Source organism: Anabaenopsis sp. FSS-46, assembly GCF_029891665.1.
In the GTDB taxonomy this organism is placed as follows: Bacteria; Cyanobacteriota; Cyanobacteriia; order Cyanobacteriales; family Nostocaceae; genus Anabaenopsis; species Anabaenopsis arnoldii.
Map to the genome: position 1 here is coordinate 13,932 of NZ_JANQDG010000081.1, position 20,830 is coordinate 34,761.

Sequence of the window (20,830 nt, forward strand, 5' to 3'; positions counted from 1 at the left end):
TAATTTGGCTTGACTACTGCTAGAATTGTTATTATTATTTATTCTTAATAGCTGAGATTCAGGCTACCACAGCCAGCTAATCAGAGCTAATGGATCAATGAGACATTGAAATTTTTAGAGTTGTTCATGAATAAATTTATTATCGGTTTGTTCACTGTAAGTGCGATCGCTTTTGGTTCTACTGGTGCTAATGCTCAAACTGGAGACAGTAATAATGCTCAAATAATTCATCAGACGAATATTACCCATGGAAATCACAACGTGAGTGTAAATAGAGCTAATCAAATTCATCAAAATTTCGCTGGTGATGTTGGTAGTTATGGTAGCAATGCTAGCGGTCAAGTCATTCATCAGATATGTCAGACCCACGGTATCAGTAATGTGTGTATTAATAGCGCTTATCAACAGAACAAAAAAATGAACCAAGGGATACACCCACCTAAGTATCACCATTATCCCCAGAAAAGACACCATTGATGACTATGAATAATTAGCAAACATCCCCAAATTATTTAAGTTAAATTCGGTGGCTGCTTCTAAAATTAATAGGGTAAAGGTGATAGCCACACTATACTTTACCCTAGACTTTTTCTGATAGCTACCGCTTGCTTCAGCCATACTTGATGGGGATATCCTATGCAGATTTACAAATTTTCCTCACTGCTAATTTCTGTTAGCTTATTTCTCCCTGTTGTTACTCAAATAGGTGAAATAGATATGCACATAGGGAGAATGAGAATTCGTCAATATTTCCGGGGAAATCTGGAAATATTTTCAGATTTACCCGGAAGTGCACAGATCCATACTCCTGAGACTGAAATCTATATGAATGGAAATTTTCATATTAACGATGTCAACACTTTATTGAGAAACACCTGTCAAAAATCAGGTAGTATTCTTACCCAAGAAAGCAGACAAGTCACCAGGAATGGTAGATACAGACATCACAGTAGTAAAGTATCAGTCTTTTGTAATTAATGTAAAAAATCCGGGAGAACTTAGATGAAATATCAAGATTTATATCTTGGTGTCCTATCTTTTGGTGTTTGTTTAACAGTTGCTAGTTTTGCTACCAGCGCCGCATTCGCACAGTGCGTTATATCTCATGTTGGTGTTCAACTTAATATGTCTCCAACTCCCGCCAGACAAACTTCTAATGTGCAAATGTACAGTCCAGCAGCTTGTACAGGAAATACTAGTTCTTCGACAGCAGTACAAGTGAATACTGGTAATCATGGGAATGTGAGACAGCATCAAGAGGTACTCCACGAAATCAGGGGTAATGCAGGTAATAGTACTGCTGTAAATGGTCCAACTATTAAAAATAGCATAGTTGTTCCTGTTAATGTAAAGACACCAAAGAATTTTTCTCTCTAAGAAACAGTTATTGAGCAGGGTTTAACTACTATTAAACTCTACTCAATAATAAATATATTAATAAAGGCCGAATTATTTATCTTTAGTAAATACAGCGCATTTTATCTGAGTGAGGAACAGAAGGGCGCGCACCGATGCCCACCCCACAATATTTATGATCTTAAGGTGTGTACTTTATTTAGTTTAAAAGTGCTGTAAATAGCTAATTGGGTGATTCACATGAATAACTGGGATTGTATATCTTATCCTTAAATAGCTGAGGCGAAATTTCATTTATTCATAAAAATTATTCCCAAAGAAATTAAATTGGAAGTAGTAGAGCAGCCCTGGTTAGAAATTGCATAAATACTGCGCATGATTAGCAGAATATGATGGGTTTAACCTATTTATTCGATTTCGGTTATTTTAGCTCAAGTTCTGCATCAAGTTCTTGAGAATATTCTTCATCTGTACCCAGTTCACAACGTTCTACAAAATCTCGATTCATACTAGATACCACTTGATTATTCCTATCTGGTTCTGTATAGAACTGTTGATTATATTCATCCATTTCAGCTTCTAGATAAGCGAGGACTTCTTCTAAGTTGGGTCTACTTCTATCCATAACCACAAGTCTCATTGAAGGGTGTTCAGAAGGGTCAATTTACTAAGTATTTTTGATGTATCCAAACTCAGTGGACGCAGTTCATCTTCACCTCTATGACAAAGTGATTGTCTTGAGGGATTGACTTTCAGATTAAAAATATTCAATAATTTGTGGTGATGCCCTGCTGGTTTTACCCGTTCCTCACACATGAGGGGGAGGGATTTAGACTGATATCTGAATGCAATGCCCAAGGTTGAACGATAAACTTACACCAGATGAAACATTGATTTTCTGGTGTTCCCTGAGATGGATTGGTAGGTGCGCTAAATCAGTTTAACGCACAAAAATATCTTCTGTAAACTATATTCGGGAAAAATGAGACGATTGTAAAAGAGGTACCAATTTTAGATTGAACTCATCTTCAAAAACTGGTTTTTTATAATCTATACTCCAAAGTTCTAAAGAACAGTCATCATCAGGTTCAGAGGGAAATAGTAATATCTGTAACTCTCCTTTACCGGGATTATACAGACATTGGACGCGAGCGATCGCACCAATTTGTCGCCGATCTAGTGCAACGGCTATTCTCAACAGGGCGCTGAGTTGGTTGACGATTTGTCGATCCTGTTTACTGACCAAGTTACGGTAATAATCATGTTTTTTCTTGGGGGGTGATTTGCGGTGGTAACGGGCTAAATTGGCAATGATTTCAATTTCGGTTTCAGTGTAGCCGAGTAATTCACCATTGCGAATCAAATAGTAGGAATGTTTGTGATGAGACGAATGGCTGATATAATGCCCACAATTATGCAATAAGGCTGCCGCCCATAACAGTTGTCGCTCCGCGGCTCCCCATTGGTGTAACTTTCCTTGGGTTTGGTCAAATAAACTTAAGGCAAATAAGGCCACGCGATCGCTGTGTTCCAAATTGATATCATACTTGTCAGCCTGTTTGAGAACACTCCGCTGGCGTATGGAACTTTGATAGCGCAGTTTATCTTCAATCAAACCGTGGGATAGCATCCAATCTACAATTACCCCCTCTCTGAGGGCGCGTCCGCACAAGGTGACTGAATCTACACCTAACAAAGTCATAGCTTCCTGTAAGATGACAGCACCAGCCAATATCACTTCTGACCGCTTATCTGGCATACCGGGGATCATAGATATTTCTGAGTGGGTCATTTTGCGTAACCGATTTACCCAAACCCGCAAATCCTTGAGGGTGAATTGGTAGCCATTGAGGGTAGAGGGAAGAATACCTAAATTTTCTCGCCCATGAATCATCGCCAGGGTTTCAATCGTCCCGGAGGTTCCCACTAAACGGGGAGATTCCCCAGGGTGGATATTTGCCAATACATCCTCAACAGAACGTTCTAAAATTCCCCTTGTATAGGCTTGGAGATATTGAAACTGGACATCGCTGATGGGTTGGGTGGTGATTAACTCACTGGTCAGTCGCACTGCGCCGACTTTTGTACTGCTCAGAGTGCGGGCTTCTTGGCTATCTGCTAAAATCAACTCTGTAGAACCGCCACCAATATCAATAATTATGTGGGGTTGCTGATCAAATTCCAGCCCCGAAAGTACACCCAAGTATATGCGACGGGCTTCTTCTTGACCAGAAATCAAGTCAACGCTTAGGCCTAATTCTTCTTTTACCTGGTGTAAAAAATCTCTACCATTGGGGGCCTCCCTCACAGCGCTTGTGGCTACAGCTATGATTGTTTCAGCATTGGCGGTTTTAGCGACTTCTTGAAAGCGTCTGAGGGCGGTAATAGCCTTATGAATGTTTTCTGGTTTGAGTTCTCCAGTGGTCAGGTCACGATTACCCAGCCTGACAGTTTCTTTTTCTTTGGCAATAATGCTGAAAGCTGGTAAGGTCGGGTCAATCTTTACTACTACCATGTGCAGAGAATTTGTTCCCATGTCAATAGCAGCAATAATCCGGTTTTGCTTAACTGGTTCAGTGCTAACACTTTCCCAGCTAGCTGAAACTAAATTCAGCATCTAGTTTTCTCTCGTTGAAGGACTAAAAAATGGTGCGTTACAACGAAATCAATCTCTTCTTACTCTGAACTATGTGCAAAGCCTGTCTGAGCTAAGAATGTTTACCGTTGTCAGTCACAGGTTCTACTTCTATAAATACCAAATAAAGTTATTCTATAGATGTAAGTGCGATTCGTTCTTCCTAAATGAGTAGAAATGCTCAGGGACGGAAGGTAAGGCTGGTGAAAACCAGATTCTTACAACTGCGTGTTCATGTAGGTGTAAATCCTACCCCCTAGGTGCAAGGGTGACAGCATCTCCCTTATGGTAGCGACTAGCCATCAATCTGTAAAGCAGGGAGAAAAGGCGTTCCTACTGGTAGCCTAACCTGGTACACGCCAAGCAAAGTACCCATGAGGAAGATCTCCCAAGATGTGTCCGAAGCGTCGTAAATACAGAACCCAGCCAAATAAGGCTGACAGGCTGGAACCAAAAGGTAAAGGATAAGGAAACGGCTATTTTATGTTAGACCGTTACGCACTTCCGATAAACCCGGCGTATAGCATCACTCTAAAGGTACATAGAATGGACACACGGAACGAAGTAACCCCTTGTTAGCTCTTTTAGAAGCTCGAATCTAAAAGTAGGTGCTAACCGGATGCTACAAGTGGGGAAGATTGAGTCAAAAGCGAACGCTTAGGGTAATGCCTAAGATATGCCGACAGACTCACGGTGATATGGATGATAAAGTCGCAAGTAGGAATTATGTCTAAAACGAGTGTAAAGACTACGGTAGAATGGAACACGATTAACTGGAAACAGTTAGAACGTCGTGTTTACAAAATCCAAAAACGAATTTATCAAGCCTCATCTCGTGGTGATGTCAAGGTTGTTCGTGGACTCCAAAAGGTGCTGATGAAATCCTGGTCAGCCAAAGCTTTAGCAACACGTAGGGTAACTCAAGATAACCAAGGAAAGAAAACCGCCGGGGTTGATGGAGTGAAAGCTTTATCACCCAACGAAAGACTGGAGTTGGTAGAAGAGTTAAAACTAGGGTCTAATCCCAAACCTACCAGAAGAGTCTGGATAGACAAACCTGGAAAGCAGGAGAAAAGACCTCTAGGAATACCTACAATGTATGATAGGGCGCTACAGGCGCTTGTCAAACTGGCATTAGAGCCAGAATGGGAAGCAAACTTTGAGCCTAATTCATATGGATTCAGACCAGGACGCTCATGTCATGATGCCATAGGAGCAATATTCAGTTCCATCAGACTCAAACCAAAATTTGTATTAGATGCTGATATTGCTAAATGTTTTGACAAGATTAATCATCAAGCATTGCTAAAGAAACTGAACACCTACCCTAAACTACGCCGACAAATTAAGGCATGGTTAAAAGCAGGGGTGGTTGATAGCAAAGTCTTATTCCCCACAGAAGAAGGCACACCACAAGGTGGTGTTATATCTCCTCTGTTGGCAAATATAGCCCTACACGGGATGGAAGAAATTCTCAAAGAGTATGCTTCAAAATTACCGGGTAAAGGTAGTAAAGTGAGTAAGGCTCAAGCCATATCAATCATTAGATATGCAGATGATTTCGTCATTTTGCATGAAAATCTAACAGTTATTGAACAATGCAGAGAAATCTTAGTTAAATGGCTAAGTGAAATGGGATTGGAATTAAAACCCAGTAAGACCAGATTGGCACATACCTTGTATGAACACCAATCTGAGAAACCAGGATTTGACTTCCTTGGCTTCAATGTAAGGCAACACTTAGTTGGTAAATACAACTCAGGGATTACCTCAAATGGTAAAATACTAGGATTTAAAACCATCATCACCCCATCCATGAAATCTGTCAAGAACCATTACGAAAAGATTTCTAGCATTATTAAAAGAGACTTACCATCACCACAACTGGCATTGATAAGTCGTCTTAACCCCATAATCAGGGGCTGGTGTAATTACTACTCATCTGTAGTAAGTAAAAAAGTCTTTAGTAAGATTTTTAGTCAGGTTTATCAACGACTCTACAGATGGGCAAAGCGCCGACACCCCAACAAATCCGGCAAATGGATAGCCAAAAAATACTGGCATACAATCGGAAACTACAACTGGGAATTTGCAGCAAAGATGGATGATAAATTCATCAAACTGTATAGGCACCCAGAGACTCCCATTGTACGCCACGTCAAGGTTAAAGGCAACGCCTCACCATTTGATGGTGATTGGGTGTACTGGAGTTCAAGAATGACAAACCATCCCGAAGCCGACAAAAGAGTAGCAACTCTACTTAAAAGGCAAAAGGGTAAATGTCCAGAATGTGGGCATTACTTTAGGGAAGGTGATGTAATGGAAGTAGACCACATCTTACCCCTCTCCAAAGGTGGAAAAGATGAACATAAGAACCTACAATTATTACACAGACATTGCCATGACAAGAAGACATCCACTGATGGAAGTCTTGTAGGTATTCATGACAAAAACCATATCACTGAGGAGCCGTATGAAGCGAAAGTTTCACGTACGGTTTTGTAGACGAGTCGGTTGGGTGACTGACCGGCTTAGTTTAATAGATGTGTGAATTCATCCATCTCAAGTTATGACTTGATTTATATGCTGAATCCTTACGAACGCAAACAGGAACCTGTATGGCTGACTATTATCCGCCTTTTGCGGTGGGATAAACCAGAAGGACGATTAATTTTAATGATTCCGGCTTTGTGGTCTGTATTTTTAGCCGCATCAGGAAAACCGCCTTTACCCTTGGTCGGGGTAATTATTTTGGGTACTCTAGCTACTAGTGCAGCTGGTTGTGTGGTTAACGATTTGTGGGATAGGAATATTGACCCACAGGTGCACAGAACGCGCGATCGCCCCTTGGCTTCCCGGGCTTTGTCTGTTAAAGTCGGGATTGTAGTGGCTGTGGTTGCTTTAGGATGTGCCGCAGTACTCGCTTCTTATCTTAACCCCTTAAGTTTCTGGTTGTCTGTAGCTGCTGTACCTGTAATTCTGCTTTATCCAGGTGCAAAGCGGGTATTCCCCATCCCCCAATTAGTTCTCTCCATTGCTTGGGGTTTTGCGGTTTTGATCAGTTGGAGTGCTGTAACTACAGATATTTCTTTACCCACTTGGCTACTCTGGGGCGCTACTATATGCTGGACTTTGGGGTTTGATACCATTTACGCTATGAGCGATCGCGAAGATGATCGCCGTATTGGGGTAAATTCTAGCGCTTTATTCTTCGGTAATTATGCCCCTTTAGCTATTGGTATTTTCTTTGCTCTGACAGTTATATTACTGGTATATCTAGCTGTATTAACACAATTGGGTTTTTTCTTTTGGATGAGCGTAGTTATTGCTGCTATTGGCTGGATTTGGCAATATTTCAGTTTAATCCAGGATAGCCTACCCAATTCTGTATATGGTAAGATGTTCAGTCAAAATGTCTGGATTGGTTTTATTTTACTTGGGGGAATGATTGCTGGTTCTCTGGTTTAGACCATTTTTGTGGGTTCTCGGATAAATATCACTCCTCCTACAATATTAATTTTTTATACATCTACAGTTTGCCACATTGACTTGGCAAACTGTTTGATTATATACTTCTGCCTATAGAAGGCGGCTGTCCATGGAGAAGATACAACCCTAAAACTGCATCAGTCAAGAAATTTGAGGTTTTGACCTACCCAGAAAATAACTCACGGGTAAAAATTGTCTTGAGTTGCTGCATAATTAAACGGTGAAATTGTCTGTGGTGAGCAGAAACTGCAAGGTTAGTTATTAGGTGAGGAGTAATGATCATGAGTGGACTGAAATTAAAATCTGTAGCAAGTTTGACATTAGCATCTGCTTTGGGATTTGGGGTATCCACAAGTCAACCGGTATTATCCCAAGAAGTAATTGCTACATCTCAACCGGGTGAAATAAATTCTGTAGGGGGAACCTTTTCTCACAGCGCTACTGACTTACAACCCATAGCGCAAACACCTATTGATTTAAATCAATTCTGTAAGGATTATCCCCTCAACTCTCGCTGTAGTCAAATTACTCCCCCTTCCTCAACACCCAGCCCCAGCGCTCCCATAGAAGTTGCACCCACAGAACAAACAAGCCAAGATCCTGGAGGTAAAAAGAGTGGTTGGGCAATTACTCCAGAAATTGGTACTTTAGGTCTAGGAGCATCTGTAACTAGGTCAATAACTCCTAATTTTAATGCCAGGGTGGGGATAAATACTTTTAGTGTAGGGGCTGATATCACAGAAACTGATGTCACCTATGAAGCTGATCTGAGCTTGTCGAATATTTCCACTCTAGTTGACTACCACCCGGCAAAAAATTCTGGCTTTCGTTTGACTGGGGGTTTAGTTTTTCAAGATAATAAACTCAAGGGAACTGGTAGACCAGCAGATAACATTAACACCATTACAATTGGTGGAACTCCTTACCGCGTTAATGTTTTAGAATCAGTTGATGCTAAAGTTGGCTTTCCCAATAGTGTCGCCCCTTATTTAGGGCTTGGTTGGGGAAATGCCGTTCAACAGGGTAAAGGCTTGGGGTTTTCTTTTAATTTGGGTGTGATGTTCACCGGCTCACCAAAAGTAGATGTTACACCTAACTTCGGTGCTGATGTTGATCTTATTCCAGGTACAAGAGAGCAAATTAACACCAGTATAGAGAAGGAAAAAAACAACCTAGAAAATGATCTAGATTGGTTAAAAATATACCCTGTGATTTCCCTGGGCATATCATACCAGTTTTAACATTGCTGAGTGTAAACTTGGCAAAAACATTAAACTTCATTACAGATTAAGAAGTTAAGCAAAACAATGTGATAAGTTCTGATGATATAAAGGCACAGCCACACCAACTCAGAGAAGGAGAACCAAGTGACAGTGGAATCAAATGTCTCAAGGGGCGCAGTTGTACAAAATGAAGACTTCAGCGAATATGTTGCCCATTTGCAACTTCATATGACTCTACAAGCGCGCAATCTGGTTCCCCCTCTCAAGGAGACACTTTCACTTGAAGATAGCCGAGAGCAACTGCTGCACCAAACCCAAGCCAACTTTGAGAAGCTAATTTCCCGAAAAGGGTGGTAAAAAAAGAGAAATTTTCGGCATTTTTGTTATAAAACAAAAGCAGATATGTTGGGTCAATACGAAAGTTGCGCTCATCAGGTCTGCTTTTTTGGTATCTAGTTACGAGTCTTGCTGTATGATACCTTGATCGGCGTAGCCATAACCGCAGGTAGTAGTTTAAGTGGATAACTGCAACCAAGGATGAAGCCATAACATCGATCACCTTAGTGCGGCAGGTGTCAAAAAAATCACTCTTGGGGAGCAAGAGGCAGGAGTAAAAAGGGGTTAAGATTATTGTAGCACTTCCTCTGAACCAGTAATTTAAGGCTAAATGGCAGATAAAATTAAGATGACTTCATTACTACCTCGAAATCTCAGCGTTGTTATCCGGCCAGCCCAATACCGGGATTTGGACGGAATTGAGCAAATAACTCAAGACTCATTATCAGACTTAACTCCCAAAGAGGCTGAAATTGCCATCAACCAGATGCAATGGTTACGCAGTTGGTATGGATTACTAAAATTTTTGAGTTGGTTTCCTAACCCTCTTAAGTATCGTTTCTGTGCCTACGTAGCAGAACAGGGGCGAGTATTGTTAGGAATGATTCAAGTGTCACCTTTCAACCGTACACGCAGTACATGGCGGATTGATCGGGTAATGCTGGCGAAATCGCTAGAGAAACAAGGAGTAGGCTCACAACTGTTGCGCCATTGCTTTGAGTCGATTTTAGAAGCTCGGACTTGGTTGTTAGAAGTTAATGTTAATGATAAAGACGCTCTAGCACTATATCGGCACAATGGATTTCAGCGCCTGGCAGAAATGACCTACTGGGAAATTGAACCGCAATTACTGGCTGTATTAGCGCAAGCGGAGCCGGACTTACCTAATCTTTTGCCTGTAAGTAATGCTGATGCTCAATTACTCTATCAGTTAGATACAGCATCAATGCCTCCTTTAGTGCGTCAGGTGTTTGACCGGAATACACGGGACTTTAAAACCAGTTTGTTGGGTGCTCTAGCTGATGCTGTGAAGCAGTGGATCACAAAAACAGAAGTGGTGAGTGGCTACGTGTTTGAACCCCAACGCAAAGCGGCCATTGGCTATTTCCAAGTACAACTGAACCGCAAGGGCGAAACTCCTCATGTGGCGACCCTGACCGTTCACCCCGCTTATACCTGGCTATATCCAGAGATGCTTTCCCAATTAGCGCGAATTGTCCAAGATTTCCCGCAGCAAGGTTTACAGTTAGCATCCTCAGACTACCAAGCGGAACGAGAAGAGTATTTAGAACGCATTGGGGCCAAGCGCATAGAACATACCCTGGTGATGTCTCGCTCAGTTTGGCATAAGTTACGGGAGTCGAAATTTGTTTCCTTGGAAGGAATTCAGTGGAGTGGCGTACTACAAGGTTTACAACCGGCGCGTAAACCCATACCAGGTGGGATGTCATGGGTAAGACCAACAAACCAATCACCATCAGACAGTCCAGCGCCAGGCAAATCAGAACCTATAACCTTTAAGTGCGATAATTTGAGTATGGAAGTATTGCCGATTCCTGAATCCAGAGAGCAGCCAAAACAGGAGAACTAGTTTGACACCCCAAGAGCAACCACAACCGTTTATTTCAGCATTGGGATTAGATTTTGGTCGCAAGCGGATTGGTGTAGCAGGGTGCGATGGTACGGGTTTGATTGCTGTGGGACTCACCACCATTGAACGGACATCTTTTGAAAGGGATGTCCAGCAAATCCGCCACATGGTGAATGAGCGTCAGGTACAAGTGCTGGTCATGGGTTTACCTTACTCTATGGATGGGACTTTAGGATTCCAGGCTCGTCATGTGTTGAAATTTGGCAAAAAATTGGCGAAGGCTATGGAGTTACCACTGGAATATGTAGATGAGCGATTAACTTCTTTCCAAGCGGAGCAACTGTTAATAGCTGAAAATATCTCGCCATCACGCCATAAAGGTTTAATTGACCGTAAGGCGGCAGCTTTAATTTTACAACAATGGCTTGACACTAGACGGGGCAACTTCCAGGAAGCCGTGCTAGCCTGAGAGTATTGATACCTTTTACATGATATTCTGAATGGGGTCACTAAGACTGATATCAATTTCTGAAGCTCTTTTCTTGACTGAATTAGTCAATAAATAGTAAAGACATTTGTATATCTACTGCTATTTATAAAGTTTTACACTTCGGCTATGTTTTCCTCTCCATTTCCTGAAGAAAATGATCATGCTCATGCAGGTTCTATCACCCTCACCGATGAGACCGGGCGAACCCTAGAATGTTATGTTGAACATTCCCTGGTGGTTGAGGGACAAGAATATGTTTTGCTCCTCCCTGTGGACTCGCCTATAGAAATTTTTGCTTGGCAAGGTGATGATGATGATGAACAGGCGGTTTTGGTAGATGATGATGCTGTCATTAACCAAATTTTAGGTACTGCTCAGGCTGTTTTGGCTGAACAAAATTTGATCGTCAAGCATACTGCTTATGCTCTGACAGTGTCTGGTGATTTACCAGCAGTGGAAGAGTCGGAGATTTTCACCTTGGAAATTGAAGAAGATGAGGAGTTGGAACCTGAACAATTGCAGCTACTTGCTAGTTTCTATGATCAAGGTCAAGAATACGCAATTTATACCCCTGTAGACCCGCTGCTGTTTTTCGCTCGCATTTCTAGCACTGGAGAACCTCAATTACTTTCCCCAGAGGAATTTAAAAAAATACAACCACTGTTAGAAGAAGAACTTTTTAACGAGGTCGAATAAGCTAAAGTAGATTGATGCTGATGGGGTTGGTAGTAATACTACTCTAGTTAAGTGGCAATGAGGGAAGAATCTCCCACTACCAGTGAGGCTGTAGTGGTGAGAGAATAAAATATTTGTGTTTGAAGTAGTTAGATTTGACTATGACCTGGAATGATCTCTTACAGCCTAATTTAATTATATCCGGTTCTGTGTTGAACCTGACACCCGCAATTATTCAACAATATAGGCTGCAGGGGCTGGTATTGGATGTGGATGAAACCCTAGTACCTTTGAGAGTGGGACTAGCTTCGCCAGAACTACAAGACTGGGTAGAGCAAGTGCGTAGTTCTACACAGTTGTGCTTGGTGAGTAATAATCTGAGTGAATCACGGATCGGTGGAATCGCCCGATCGCTCAATTTGCCCTATTACTTAGGTGCAGCCAAGCCGTCACGACGGAAAATTAGAGCCGCACTCACGGGGATGAATCTCCCTGCGGAACAAGTAGGAATGGTGGGCGATCGCTTGTTTACCGATGTTTTAGCCGGTAATCGTTTGGGAATGTTCACCATTTTAGTAGACCCGATTATTCATCCCGATGTAGCCCTGCGCTCTCATCCTGTGCGGAATTTTGAAGTTTGGTTATCGGAAATCTTGGGAGCTACCATTACCCCTAAAGAAAGAAAAGTTAACAAAACTTGAGAAGTCGTCGCTAAAGTAAATATAAAGAAATACTTAAGAAATCTAGGGAAAATTGGGAAATCGGTGATGATAATAATTGATAATATGGGGTCAGCAAAATAAAGACCCTAGCCCATAATAAATAACAATTAACCCGTAGAGCGTCGGCCTTTATCTATAGAAGGCTCGGCGCTTTACAAATTTTAACGAAAATTATCAATGACCAAGACGATTGTTATCAAAATCGGTACTTCTAGCCTCACTCAACCAGAAACCGGACAGCTAGCGCTGTCCACCATTGCCACTTTAGCAGAAACACTGTGTCATTTGAGACAAGAAGGGCATAGAGTGGTTTTAGTTTCCTCTGGGGCGGTGGGAGTGGGTTGTGCCAGATTGGGTTTAACTGAACGTCCTAAAGCCATGGCTCTCAAACAAGCAGTAGCAGCAGTGGGACAGGGGCGGTTAATGCGGATATATGATGATTTATTTACTACACTATCCCAGCCCATTGCTCAAGTGTTGCTGACTCGTAGCGATTTGGTGCAGCGTAGCCGCTATCTGAATGTCTATAATACCTTTCAGGAACTATTGGGACTGGGTGTAATTCCTGTAGTCAATGAAAATGATACGGTAGCAGTGGAGGAGTTGAAATTTGGCGATAATGACACCCTTTCGGCATTGGTTGCTAGTTTAATAGAAGCAGATTGGTTATTTATCCTCACTGATGTAGACAGGCTATATTCAGCCGACCCGCGTTCAGTACCAGATGCGCAGCCCATATCTTTGGTGAATAACCTCAAAGAACTAGCAGCATTACAAATACAAACCGGATCTCAAGGGTCACAATGGGGTACCGGGGGGATGTTAACTAAAATTTCCGCTGCTAGAATTGCGATCGCGGCGGGAGTGCGAACGGTAATCACTCAAGGAAGATTTCCCCACAATATCGAGAAGATTCTGGCCGGGGAACCCCTGGGAACTCACTTTGAACCACAACCTGAACCAACTTCGGCCCGTAAACGTTGGATAGCTTACGGTCTAGTTCCGGCGGGAAAATTATACTTGGATACAGGGGCGATCGCTGCGATCGCCCAGGGGGGAAAATCCTTATTAGCCGCGGGGATTAAAACAGTAGAAGGAAACTTTGAAGCTCAAGCGGCGGTGCAGTTATGCGACCACCAGGGAACGGAAATCGCCAGAGGTGTTGTGAACTACAGCAGCGAGGAGCTAGACAAGATTCGCGGCTGTCATTCCCGTGAAATTTGCACAATTTTGGGCTATGTAGGTGCTGAAACTGTGATTCATCGGGATAATTTAGTTTTAACTTAGGGGTGCACAAATGGCTGTAGGTGCTATAATAGGAGGTGGTATCTCAGCTTATGGGCGAAATCCCGGCGGGCAATAATTAACCGCCTATAACTGCGCCAAGTCTGACAGATTCACCAAAACTGCATATATTACCGGGAGAGGTGTCCGAGTGGTTGATGGTGACGCACTCGAAATGCGTTTTGGGGCAACTCAACGGGGGTTCGAATCCCCCCCTCTCCGTTTAATTTCCCTGTTGTGGCTACACCCAGGTTAGATAAGGTAGTTGAGCGGCTGTAGCCTGGATTGCCTCAGACTGAGCCACTAACTGACCGCAAGCATCCCATGTACCAGCAATAAAGGTGCTGCGAGTGCCTGGACTCATGGTAACTTTTGTGGTATAATCGCCCAATGATACTTCTAAGGTTTCCAAGTTGACTGTTACAGCAGCTTGTGGGTCGGCGCTGACTAACTCTTGCAGTTTTTTGACTGTAGGAGCATCGGCAGTAACGCAAGGTATGCCCATAGCTACACAGTTACCAAAAAAGATTTCGGCGAAACTTTCCCCTATTAAAGCTTGAATCCCCCATTTAGCGATCGCTTGGGGGGCGTGTTCCCGTGATGAACCACAGCCAAAGTTGCGGTTAACTATTAACACATTTGCCCCTTGATATTGGGGTTGGTCAAAGGGGTGTTCGCCCTTTAATGCTGTGCGGTCATCGATGAATACGCCTTCACCCAAGCCATCAAAGGTAATGGCTTTCAAATAACGGGCGGGGATAATTCTGTCTGTATCTATATCATCCCCTATAAGGATTATAGCGCGACCTGAGATTTTTTTAACTTCACTGACCATAATTTTAAGTTTTTGTCACTAGAGCAGGGGGTTGGGTGGGTGTGTTATAGCAATTCGCGCACGTCTGCAACTTCCCCTTGAATAGCAGCTGTAGCTACCATGGCGGGACTCATAAGTAATGTGCGACCAGAGGACGAACCTTGTCTACCTTTAAAATTGCGGTTGGAAGAGGAGGCGCTGATTTGTCTACCTTGGAGTTTATCAGGGTTCATCGCTAGGCACATAGAACATCCGGGTTCACGCCATTCAAATCCAGCTTGTGCAAAGATGTGATGCAGTCCTTCGGCTTCCGCTTGTTGTTTCACCCGTTCTGAACCGGGAACCACAAAGGCCTTAACTCCCTGCGCAACGTGGCGACCTTGGGCAATTTTAGCAGCTTCGCGCAGGTCACTAATTCTGCCGTTGGTGCAACTACCAATAAAACAGACATCAATTTTAGTCCCTTTGATGGGTTGACCAGGGAACAAATCCATGTATTTGTAAGCCTCTTCGGCTACAAAGCGGTCTTCTTCTGGTAGTTCTTCTGCTTTGGGTATCAGTTCATTGACCCCGATACCTTGGCCGGGGGTAATTCCCCAGGTGACTGTGGGAGCAATATCCGCGGCGTTGAAAACTACTACATCATCATATTCTGCATCAGCATCACTCTTGATAGACTCCCACCAAGCCACAGCTTCCTCCCATTGTGCACCTGTGGGGGCGAAGTCTCTACCCTTTAAGTAATCATAGGTGACTTGGTCGGGGTTGACATAACCGCATCTCGCACCGCCTTCAATGGCCATGTTACAAACGGTCATCCGTTCTTCCATGTTCATTTGTGCAAAGGTTGTACCCGCATATTCATAGGCGTAACCTACACCACCTTTTACACCCAGTTGGCGAATAATGTGGAGGATGACATCTTTGGCGTAAACACCGGGGTTTAAAGTGCCATTGACTTCGATTTTGCGTACTTTCAATTTTGATAAAGCCAGAGTTTGGGAAGCTAAAACATCCCTAACTTGGCTTGTACCAATACCAAAGGCGATCGCACCAAATGCACCATGGCTAGATGTGTGACTATCCCCACAAGCGATAGTCATTCCTGGTTGGGTCAGTCCTTGTTCTGGGGCGATGACGTGGACTATACCTTGATTACCAGAACCAATGTTATGAAAGGTGATATTATTTTCTTGGCAATTTTGTTCTAAAGCCTGAATCATATCTTCTGCCAAGCCATCGATAAATGGCCGGGACTGGTTATCGGTAGGTACGATGTGGTCTACTGTGGCTATGGTTCTTTGTGGAAACAATACCTTTAGTCCCCTCTCCCGCAACATAGCAAAGGCTTGGGGACTAGTGACCTCATGAATTAAGTGAAGCCCGATAAATAATTGTGTCAGCCCTGAGGGAAGTGTTCCAACGGTGTGTAAGTTCCAAACTTTATCAAACAGGGTGCCTTTGCTCATAAAAATCGTTATTGAACCAGTCAGATTTACTATAGTATCAAAAAACTGTCCCCCTGTGACATTTGGCTGCCTCAGTGAAAAGATGTGTAATTAATAACAGTCAATTTTTATTGCTTCCCTAACTAGATTTTCCAGTTCGGAATCAAGAAGAATATTCTGGCAATATTTGAGGGATTTCGCGATTTTATCAGGGCTAAAACCCAGTTATAAAATTTCAATCTGTTAGTTATGAAAACAAATGGTTACTATTAGAAATAAATGGTTAATTCCTGGGGTTGCAAGTTATGAGTTTGATTTTAGTTATTGAAGATGAGGAGCAAATTCGTTTAAATATCTCAGAAATTCTGCTATTAGCAGATTTCTCCGTCGTCAGTGCTGCTGATGGTTCAGAAGGCTTGCATTTAGCGAGGGTTAAATCTCCTGATTTAATTCTTTGTGATATTATGCTCCCTGGTATGGACGGTTTTCAGGTGTTAAAAAAACTGCGGAATTATCCTAATACAGCTAATATTCCCTTAATTTTTATCACTGCTAAAGCCGAGCGTGAGGATTTGCGCCAAGGGATGAATTTAGGCGCAGATGACTACATTACTAAACCTTTTGAACCAGGGGAAATATTACAAGCAGTTAAAGCACGGTTAAAAAGACAAGCATTATCTACACAGCAGCATCTGGATAGTCACCACAAAATCGAACAACTGCAACAGGAAATTAAAGAAAATGATACAAATTTACAAGTTTCTCGACAACTATCGGATATTAGAGGTAATTTGTTAGAAAAATTATCCCAGGAATTACGCGATCCTCTGTCTAATATCAACATCGCCCTACATATGCTTGGCCATTCTCAGACTGAGGAAAAGCGTCAGCAATATTTGGGAATCATCCAAGAAGAATATGCGCGGGAGGTGAAAATCTTGAATGAAGTTGATGACCTGCGAGAGTTACTGACGGCGGAAAATACTAAGTTACTCCAACAGTTTAATTTGCTGGATTCATGATTATTTTGGCGGCGTTTTTTCTCTCAAGAGAGAATTTTAGCTGTTGAGGGTTAATTGCTAGGCGATCGCATCCCGATATAAGATAGTAAAGGCGTGAGATTTCACGCCTTTAGATACACTTACTATAAAAATGGGTAGTACTGGACTCGAACCAGTGACATCCTGCTTGTAAGGCAGGCGCTCTACCAACTGAGCTAACCACCCGTTTGCTCTCACAATTAAACAATATAGCAAAAGAATTTTGATTGCGCAACCCCTTGGGAAAATATTTTTTTTGACGTACAATAATAACTCGGTAATCCTGTGTAGAAAGGCGATCAGTTGCAATATGCCCTCTGCTAGAACCCATGATCGCATTACCTTATATAGTCTACCGTTGATCGCCGGTGTTACTCTATGGCAAACCCGCAGCAGTAATTTAACCCTGTTGGTTGCGAGTGGGTTTATGTTTAGCGGTCTGATGTTTGGCCCGGATTTAGATATTTACTCGCGTCAGTTTCAACGCTGGGGCTTTTTACGCTGTATTTGGCTACCTTATCAAAAAAACCTGCGTCACCGCTCTATGTTATCTCACGGGCCAATTATTGGCACAACCCTGAGGGTAATTTATCTGGGCTGTTTGCTGTGGTTTGTCGCTGTGGTAATTCTGGTGATGGGGGAAATGCTGGGAATTGTCACTCTGACTTGGCGGGATTTAGGTGTAACTGTGGGGCGATCGCTCATGGTTTACACTACGGAATATTTAGCTTTATTTTTGGGGTTGGAGTTGGGCGCTATGAGTCATTCTCTGAGCGATTGGGGTGGTTCGGCTTATAAGCGTTTGCAAAAGCAGGGGGTGCGGGGTTTACTCTCTCCTAGGAGGAGAAGAAGGTGATTTTTTAACGCAAAGGTACGCAGAGGTTTTTATGGATGGGTGTTTGGCGGCTTTACAGGAGTTGATTTCGGTGGTAGCTCGGTTGCGATCGCCTGATGGGGGTTGTCCTTGGGATTTGGCGCAAACTCCCCAAAGTCTGATTCCTTATGTGATTGAGGAAGCTTATGAGGTGGTTGATGCAATTCAATGGGGTGATGATGCAGCTATGGCCGAAGAGTTGGGGGATTTATTATTACAGGTGGTTCTCCAAGCCCAAATTGCTGGGGAGTCGGGAAGGTTTGATTTGGAGGGGGTTGCTAGGGGGATTTCGCAAAAGTTGATCCGTCGTCATCCCCATGTGTTTGGTGATGTGTCCGTTGCGGGTGTAGAAGAGGTGAGGGAAAATTGGGAGGCGATTAAGGCCAGGGAAAAGGGGGAGGTTTCTGTTAAGCATCAGTTGAGTGACCAGCTGGGTCGTTATGGTCGCACTCTTCCGCCGTTAATGGGGGCGATGAAAATTTCCCAAAAGGCGGCCCAGGTGGGTTTTGAGTGGGAAAGTATTGACGGGGTTTGGGCGAAGTTTTATGAGGAGTTGGGGGAGTTCCAAGAGGCTTTGGTGGGGGAAACTCCAGCACGTCAACAAGCAGAATTGGGTGATTTACTGTTTGCAGTTATCCAGCTGGCTCGGTGGTACAATCTTGACCCTAGCGCTGCTTTACAAGGAACTAATCAACGTTTTGTACACAGGTTACAAAAAATGGAGGCGGTGCTTGATCGCCCCCTGTCTGATTACTCTTTAGATGAGTTAGAATCTTTATGGCAGCAGGCTAAGGCCCAAATTGCTCGGGAGCAAGGTTTATAGTTTCATGGTGACTGTCTTCACCTCGGTGTATTGTTGCAGTCCATATTCTCCCAGTTCTCTACCCATCCCTGACTGTTTGAACCCGCCAAAGGGTGCTGCTGCGTCAAATACATCGTAACAATTTACCCAAACCGTACCCGCTCGCACATTGTTGGCGATCGCATGGGCTTTGGTGATGTCCTGTGTCCAGACTGCTGCAGCTAGTCCGTAGATGGTATTATTCGCCCGGTTAATTACTTCCTCGATGTCTCTAAATTTGATGATGCTCATCACTGGGCCAAAGATTTCTTTTTGAGCGATCTGCATATCATCCCGGACATCAGCAAAAACTGTGGGTGTAATAAAGAATCCTTTTTCGCCGATTTGAGTCCCTCCACACAGCAGCTTGGCCCCTTCCCTATTCCCTGCTTTGATATAACCCATGACTCTATCAAATTGCTCTTTGTCTACTTGGGGTCCTTGTTGGGTGTGGGGGTCAAAGGGGTTACCCACTACCCGCTTTTTCGCTGCTTCTACACTTTTGGTAACAAACTCGTCGTAACATTTCTCTTCTACAAATAACCGGGAACCGGCGCAGCAACACTGACCTTGATTAAAAAATATACCTTCATGGGAACCGGCGATCGCTGCTTCTAAGTCTGCATCGGCAAACACTATATTAGGACTTTTACCCCCCAATTCTAAGGTTACTCGCTTCAGGTTGCTTTGTGCCGCAGCAGCCATAATTAAATGTCCTACTTCTGTAGAACCGGTAAAGGCTACTTTGTCAATATCCATATGTCTGGCGATCGCCGCTCCCGCTGTGTGACCGTATCCTGATAATAGATTCACTACCCCAGGGGGAAACCCAGCAGCTATAATTAACTCACCCACCCGCAATGCAGATAAAGGTGTTTGTTCCGCGCTTTTCATGACTACGGTGTTACCCATAGCTAAAGCTGGGGCTAATTTCCAAGCTTGCATTAATAGGGGAAAGTTCCAGGGAATAATTTGACCTACTACCCCTACTGGTTCATGGCGTGTGTAACAGAAATAAGGGCCATTAATGGGGATGGTTTTACCTTGCACTTTGTCTGCCCAGCCCCCATAATAGCGGTAACAGGCAATGACTAACTCTATGTCCCCTAGGGAATCATGTAAAGGCTTACCATTGTCTAAGGTTTCTAGCCGCGCTAATTCCTCTGTATTTTCCTCAATTAAATTTGCTAATTTATACAGTAATTCACCGCGGCGGGTAGGGGACATCCCCCGCCATTCCCGACTATTAAAAGCATTGCGGGCTGCTTGTACGGCGCGGTCTACGTCTGCTTTGTCTGCTTCTGCTACCTCACTGATCACCTCCCCTGTACTGGGGTTGATGGTAGCAAAGCGGCGACCGTTGATACTTTCTACCCACTGGTTATTAATCAGCAGTTGGGTAGGTCCGATTTTTACCTGTTGCTCTGGTACTGTGGCTATAACCATGAGGTTCTCCTGGAAAAATCAAGGTTTTACTTAAATAATTACTTGCTATGAAGGGAGGGATACTTGATTAAGGTTATTCTAGCACGGGGAATTTTATCCCCGATGGGGTGTTGTTTGGTTGCTTCAACGCCCATAAAACCATTTGCCAGCTATTAGCTGAAACAGCATAAACTATTAGAGGATGAAATTGGGGCGGACTTAGAGGTTTTAGAGGAACTGCTGGGATGATTGACCATGACCGTTTATTTAAAGAATTAATTTCTACCTTCTTTGTGGAATTCTTAGAGTTATTTCTCCCCCAAGTAGTCAGAGAAATTGACCGAGAATCTATTCAGTTTTTACCCCAGGAAGTCTTTAATGATGTCACTTCGGGTGATAAAAAAGAAATTGACTTATTGGCGCAGGTGCGATACCAGCAGCAAGAAACTTATTTTTTAATTCACGTTGAAAATCAATCATACAGTCAGTCAGATTTTGCCAAGCGGATGTTTAAATATTTCGCCCGCTTACATGAAAAATATGATTTACCCATTTATCCGGTGGTGATTTTTTCCTTTGATGAACCC

The 20,830-nt window shown here is 43.2% G+C and carries 21 protein-coding genes and 2 tRNA genes; 16 read left to right on the forward strand and 7 right to left on the reverse strand.

Translation table 11 applies throughout. From position 1 onward, the window contains the following. Positions 1 to 126: 126 nt before the first annotated feature. On the forward strand, positions 127 to 477 hold the full coding sequence (locus NWP21_RS09780; RefSeq protein WP_280792545.1) for a hypothetical protein: 351 nt from the start codon (positions 127 to 129) through the stop codon (positions 475 to 477). Between the two features lie 3 nt (positions 478 to 480). Here NWP21_RS09780 and NWP21_RS09785 read toward each other — a convergent pair whose 3' ends face one another. Continuing rightward, positions 481 to 618 carry a hypothetical protein gene (locus tag NWP21_RS09785; protein WP_271733318.1) on the reverse strand — a complete coding sequence of 46 codons (138 nt, stop codon included), beginning with the start codon at positions 616 to 618 and terminating at the stop codon, positions 481 to 483. A 384-nt stretch (positions 619 to 1,002) separates the two neighbouring features. On the opposite strand from NWP21_RS09785, the gene NWP21_RS09790 reads away from it, so the two are divergent. Next, positions 1,003 to 1,377, forward strand: a complete 375-nt coding sequence (locus NWP21_RS09790) for a hypothetical protein (RefSeq protein WP_280792546.1) — start codon at positions 1,003 to 1,005, stop codon at positions 1,375 to 1,377. A gap of 400 nt (positions 1,378 to 1,777) precedes the next feature. On the opposite strand, the gene NWP21_RS09795 is transcribed toward NWP21_RS09790, so the two are convergent. Both NWP21_RS09795 and NWP21_RS09800 read right to left on the reverse strand, forming a co-directional pair. Then, on the reverse strand, positions 1,778 to 1,981 hold the full coding sequence (locus NWP21_RS09795; RefSeq protein ID WP_280792547.1) for a hypothetical protein: 204 nt from the start codon (positions 1,979 to 1,981) through the stop codon (positions 1,778 to 1,780). A gap of 342 nt (positions 1,982 to 2,323) precedes the next feature. Continuing rightward, on the reverse strand, positions 2,324 to 3,973 hold the full coding sequence (locus NWP21_RS09800) for a Ppx/GppA phosphatase family protein (RefSeq protein WP_280792548.1): 1,650 nt from the start codon (positions 3,971 to 3,973) through the stop codon (positions 2,324 to 2,326). A gap of 744 nt (positions 3,974 to 4,717) precedes the next feature. Here NWP21_RS09800 and ltrA point away from each other — a divergent pair. The 10 genes from ltrA to NWP21_RS09850 all read left to right on the forward strand — a co-directional run bounded on the left by ltrA (position 4,718) and on the right by NWP21_RS09850 (position 14,023). After that, a complete protein-coding gene (gene ltrA / locus NWP21_RS09805; protein WP_280792549.1) occupies positions 4,718 to 6,496 on the forward strand; it encodes a group II intron reverse transcriptase/maturase in 1,779 nt (592 codons plus the stop codon). A gap of 78 nt (positions 6,497 to 6,574) precedes the next feature. Further along, complete coding sequence (locus NWP21_RS09810) at positions 6,575 to 7,459, forward strand: 4-hydroxybenzoate solanesyltransferase (protein WP_280792550.1); 885 nt, start codon at positions 6,575 to 6,577, stop codon at positions 7,457 to 7,459. A gap of 302 nt (positions 7,460 to 7,761) precedes the next feature. Beyond that, the gene (locus tag NWP21_RS09815) at positions 7,762 to 8,721 is read left to right on the forward strand and encodes a hypothetical protein (protein ID WP_280792551.1); all 960 of its coding nucleotides are present in this window, start codon (positions 7,762 to 7,764) and stop codon (positions 8,719 to 8,721) included. Between the two features lie 132 nt (positions 8,722 to 8,853). Then, positions 8,854 to 9,060, forward strand: a complete 207-nt coding sequence (locus NWP21_RS09820) for a hypothetical protein (RefSeq protein ID WP_271730994.1) — start codon at positions 8,854 to 8,856, stop codon at positions 9,058 to 9,060. A gap of 310 nt (positions 9,061 to 9,370) precedes the next feature. Next, positions 9,371 to 10,630: a GNAT family N-acetyltransferase gene (locus tag NWP21_RS09825; RefSeq protein ID WP_280792552.1), complete on the forward strand. Its 1,260-nt coding sequence runs from the start codon at positions 9,371 to 9,373 to the stop codon at positions 10,628 to 10,630. Between the two features lies 1 nt (position 10,631). Continuing rightward, positions 10,632 to 11,099 (forward strand): Holliday junction resolvase RuvX, encoded by a 468-nt coding sequence (gene ruvX / locus NWP21_RS09830; protein ID WP_280792553.1) that lies wholly within the window; start codon positions 10,632 to 10,634, stop codon positions 11,097 to 11,099. Between the two features lie 147 nt (positions 11,100 to 11,246). After that, positions 11,247 to 11,816 carry a DUF3727 domain-containing protein gene (locus NWP21_RS09835; protein ID WP_280792554.1) on the forward strand — a complete coding sequence of 190 codons (570 nt, stop codon included), beginning with the start codon at positions 11,247 to 11,249 and terminating at the stop codon, positions 11,814 to 11,816. A gap of 140 nt (positions 11,817 to 11,956) precedes the next feature. Continuing rightward, positions 11,957 to 12,496 carry a YqeG family HAD IIIA-type phosphatase gene (locus NWP21_RS09840; RefSeq protein ID WP_280792555.1) on the forward strand — a complete coding sequence of 180 codons (540 nt, stop codon included), beginning with the start codon at positions 11,957 to 11,959 and terminating at the stop codon, positions 12,494 to 12,496. A gap of 198 nt (positions 12,497 to 12,694) precedes the next feature. Next, a complete protein-coding gene (gene proB / locus NWP21_RS09845; RefSeq protein ID WP_280792556.1) occupies positions 12,695 to 13,804 on the forward strand; it encodes a glutamate 5-kinase in 1,110 nt (369 codons plus the stop codon). 134 nt (positions 13,805 to 13,938) lie between these two features. Further along, positions 13,939 to 14,023 (forward strand) — tRNA-Ser (locus NWP21_RS09850). A 19-nt stretch (positions 14,024 to 14,042) separates the two neighbouring features. On the opposite strand, the gene leuD is transcribed toward NWP21_RS09850, so the two are convergent. Both leuD and leuC read right to left on the reverse strand, forming a co-directional pair. Further along, positions 14,043 to 14,636 carry a 3-isopropylmalate dehydratase small subunit gene (gene leuD / locus NWP21_RS09855; RefSeq protein WP_280792557.1) on the reverse strand — a complete coding sequence of 198 codons (594 nt, stop codon included), beginning with the start codon at positions 14,634 to 14,636 and terminating at the stop codon, positions 14,043 to 14,045. A gap of 44 nt (positions 14,637 to 14,680) precedes the next feature. Then, a complete protein-coding gene (gene leuC, locus NWP21_RS09860) occupies positions 14,681 to 16,084 on the reverse strand; it encodes a 3-isopropylmalate dehydratase large subunit (protein ID WP_271732113.1) in 1,404 nt (467 codons plus the stop codon). Positions 16,085 to 16,368: 284 nt separating this feature from the next. Here leuC and NWP21_RS09865 point away from each other — a divergent pair, with 284 nt between their 5' ends. Beyond that, the gene (locus NWP21_RS09865) at positions 16,369 to 17,085 is read left to right on the forward strand and encodes a response regulator (RefSeq protein WP_280792558.1); all 717 of its coding nucleotides are present in this window, start codon (positions 16,369 to 16,371) and stop codon (positions 17,083 to 17,085) included. Positions 17,086 to 17,216: 131 nt separating this feature from the next. Here the strand turns inward: NWP21_RS09865 and NWP21_RS09870 are convergent. Continuing rightward, positions 17,217 to 17,289, reverse strand: a tRNA-Val gene (locus NWP21_RS09870). A gap of 124 nt (positions 17,290 to 17,413) precedes the next feature. On the opposite strand from NWP21_RS09870, the gene NWP21_RS09875 reads away from it, so the two are divergent. Further along, on the forward strand, positions 17,414 to 17,959 hold the full coding sequence (locus NWP21_RS09875; RefSeq protein WP_280792559.1) for a metal-binding protein: 546 nt from the start codon (positions 17,414 to 17,416) through the stop codon (positions 17,957 to 17,959). Between the two features lie 31 nt (positions 17,960 to 17,990). Continuing rightward, complete coding sequence (mazG, locus tag NWP21_RS09880; RefSeq protein WP_280792560.1) at positions 17,991 to 18,800, forward strand: nucleoside triphosphate pyrophosphohydrolase; 810 nt, start codon at positions 17,991 to 17,993, stop codon at positions 18,798 to 18,800. On the opposite strand, the gene NWP21_RS09885 is transcribed toward mazG, so the two are convergent. Then, positions 18,795 to 20,264, reverse strand: coding sequence for an aldehyde dehydrogenase family protein (locus tag NWP21_RS09885; RefSeq protein WP_280792561.1), 1,470 nt, complete (start codon positions 20,262 to 20,264; stop codon positions 18,795 to 18,797). The genes mazG and NWP21_RS09885 overlap by 6 nt on opposite strands. A 224-nt stretch (positions 20,265 to 20,488) precedes the next feature. On the opposite strand from NWP21_RS09885, the gene NWP21_RS09890 reads away from it, so the two are divergent. Further along, on the forward strand, positions 20,489 to 20,830 hold a 342-nt coding region (locus NWP21_RS09890), incomplete at its 3' end, for an Rpn family recombination-promoting nuclease/putative transposase (RefSeq protein WP_280792562.1).

Excerpts from the sequence above, each read along its gene's own strand:
- NWP21_RS09780 (WP_280792545.1), top strand. The coding sequence starts at position 127 with ATGAATAAATTTATTATCGGTTTGTTCACTGTAAGTGCGATCGCTTTT.
- NWP21_RS09785 (WP_271733318.1), bottom strand. The coding sequence starts at position 618 with ATGGCTGAAGCAAGCGGTAGCTATCAGAAAAAGTCTAGGGTAAAGTAT.
- NWP21_RS09790 (WP_280792546.1), top strand. The coding sequence starts at position 1,003 with ATGAAATATCAAGATTTATATCTTGGTGTCCTATCTTTTGGTGTTTGT.
- NWP21_RS09795 (WP_280792547.1), bottom strand. The coding sequence starts at position 1,981 with ATGGATAGAAGTAGACCCAACTTAGAAGAAGTCCTCGCTTATCTAGAA.
- NWP21_RS09800 (WP_280792548.1), bottom strand. The coding sequence starts at position 3,973 with ATGCTGAATTTAGTTTCAGCTAGCTGGGAAAGTGTTAGCACTGAACCA.
- ltrA (WP_280792549.1), top strand. The coding sequence starts at position 4,718 with ATGTCTAAAACGAGTGTAAAGACTACGGTAGAATGGAACACGATTAAC.
- NWP21_RS09810 (WP_280792550.1), top strand. The coding sequence starts at position 6,575 with ATGCTGAATCCTTACGAACGCAAACAGGAACCTGTATGGCTGACTATT.
- NWP21_RS09815 (WP_280792551.1), top strand. The coding sequence starts at position 7,762 with ATGAGTGGACTGAAATTAAAATCTGTAGCAAGTTTGACATTAGCATCT.
- NWP21_RS09825 (WP_280792552.1), top strand. The coding sequence starts at position 9,371 with ATGGCAGATAAAATTAAGATGACTTCATTACTACCTCGAAATCTCAGC.
- NWP21_RS09835 (WP_280792554.1), top strand. The coding sequence starts at position 11,247 with ATGTTTTCCTCTCCATTTCCTGAAGAAAATGATCATGCTCATGCAGGT.
- NWP21_RS09840 (WP_280792555.1), top strand. The coding sequence starts at position 11,957 with ATGACCTGGAATGATCTCTTACAGCCTAATTTAATTATATCCGGTTCT.
- proB (WP_280792556.1), top strand. The coding sequence starts at position 12,695 with ATGACCAAGACGATTGTTATCAAAATCGGTACTTCTAGCCTCACTCAA.
- leuD (WP_280792557.1), bottom strand. The coding sequence starts at position 14,636 with ATGGTCAGTGAAGTTAAAAAAATCTCAGGTCGCGCTATAATCCTTATA.
- leuC (WP_271732113.1), bottom strand. The coding sequence starts at position 16,084 with ATGAGCAAAGGCACCCTGTTTGATAAAGTTTGGAACTTACACACCGTT.
- NWP21_RS09865 (WP_280792558.1), top strand. The coding sequence starts at position 16,369 with ATGAGTTTGATTTTAGTTATTGAAGATGAGGAGCAAATTCGTTTAAAT.
- NWP21_RS09875 (WP_280792559.1), top strand. The coding sequence starts at position 17,414 with ATGCCCTCTGCTAGAACCCATGATCGCATTACCTTATATAGTCTACCG.
- mazG (WP_280792560.1), top strand. The coding sequence starts at position 17,991 with ATGGATGGGTGTTTGGCGGCTTTACAGGAGTTGATTTCGGTGGTAGCT.
- NWP21_RS09885 (WP_280792561.1), bottom strand. The coding sequence starts at position 20,264 with ATGGTTATAGCCACAGTACCAGAGCAACAGGTAAAAATCGGACCTACC.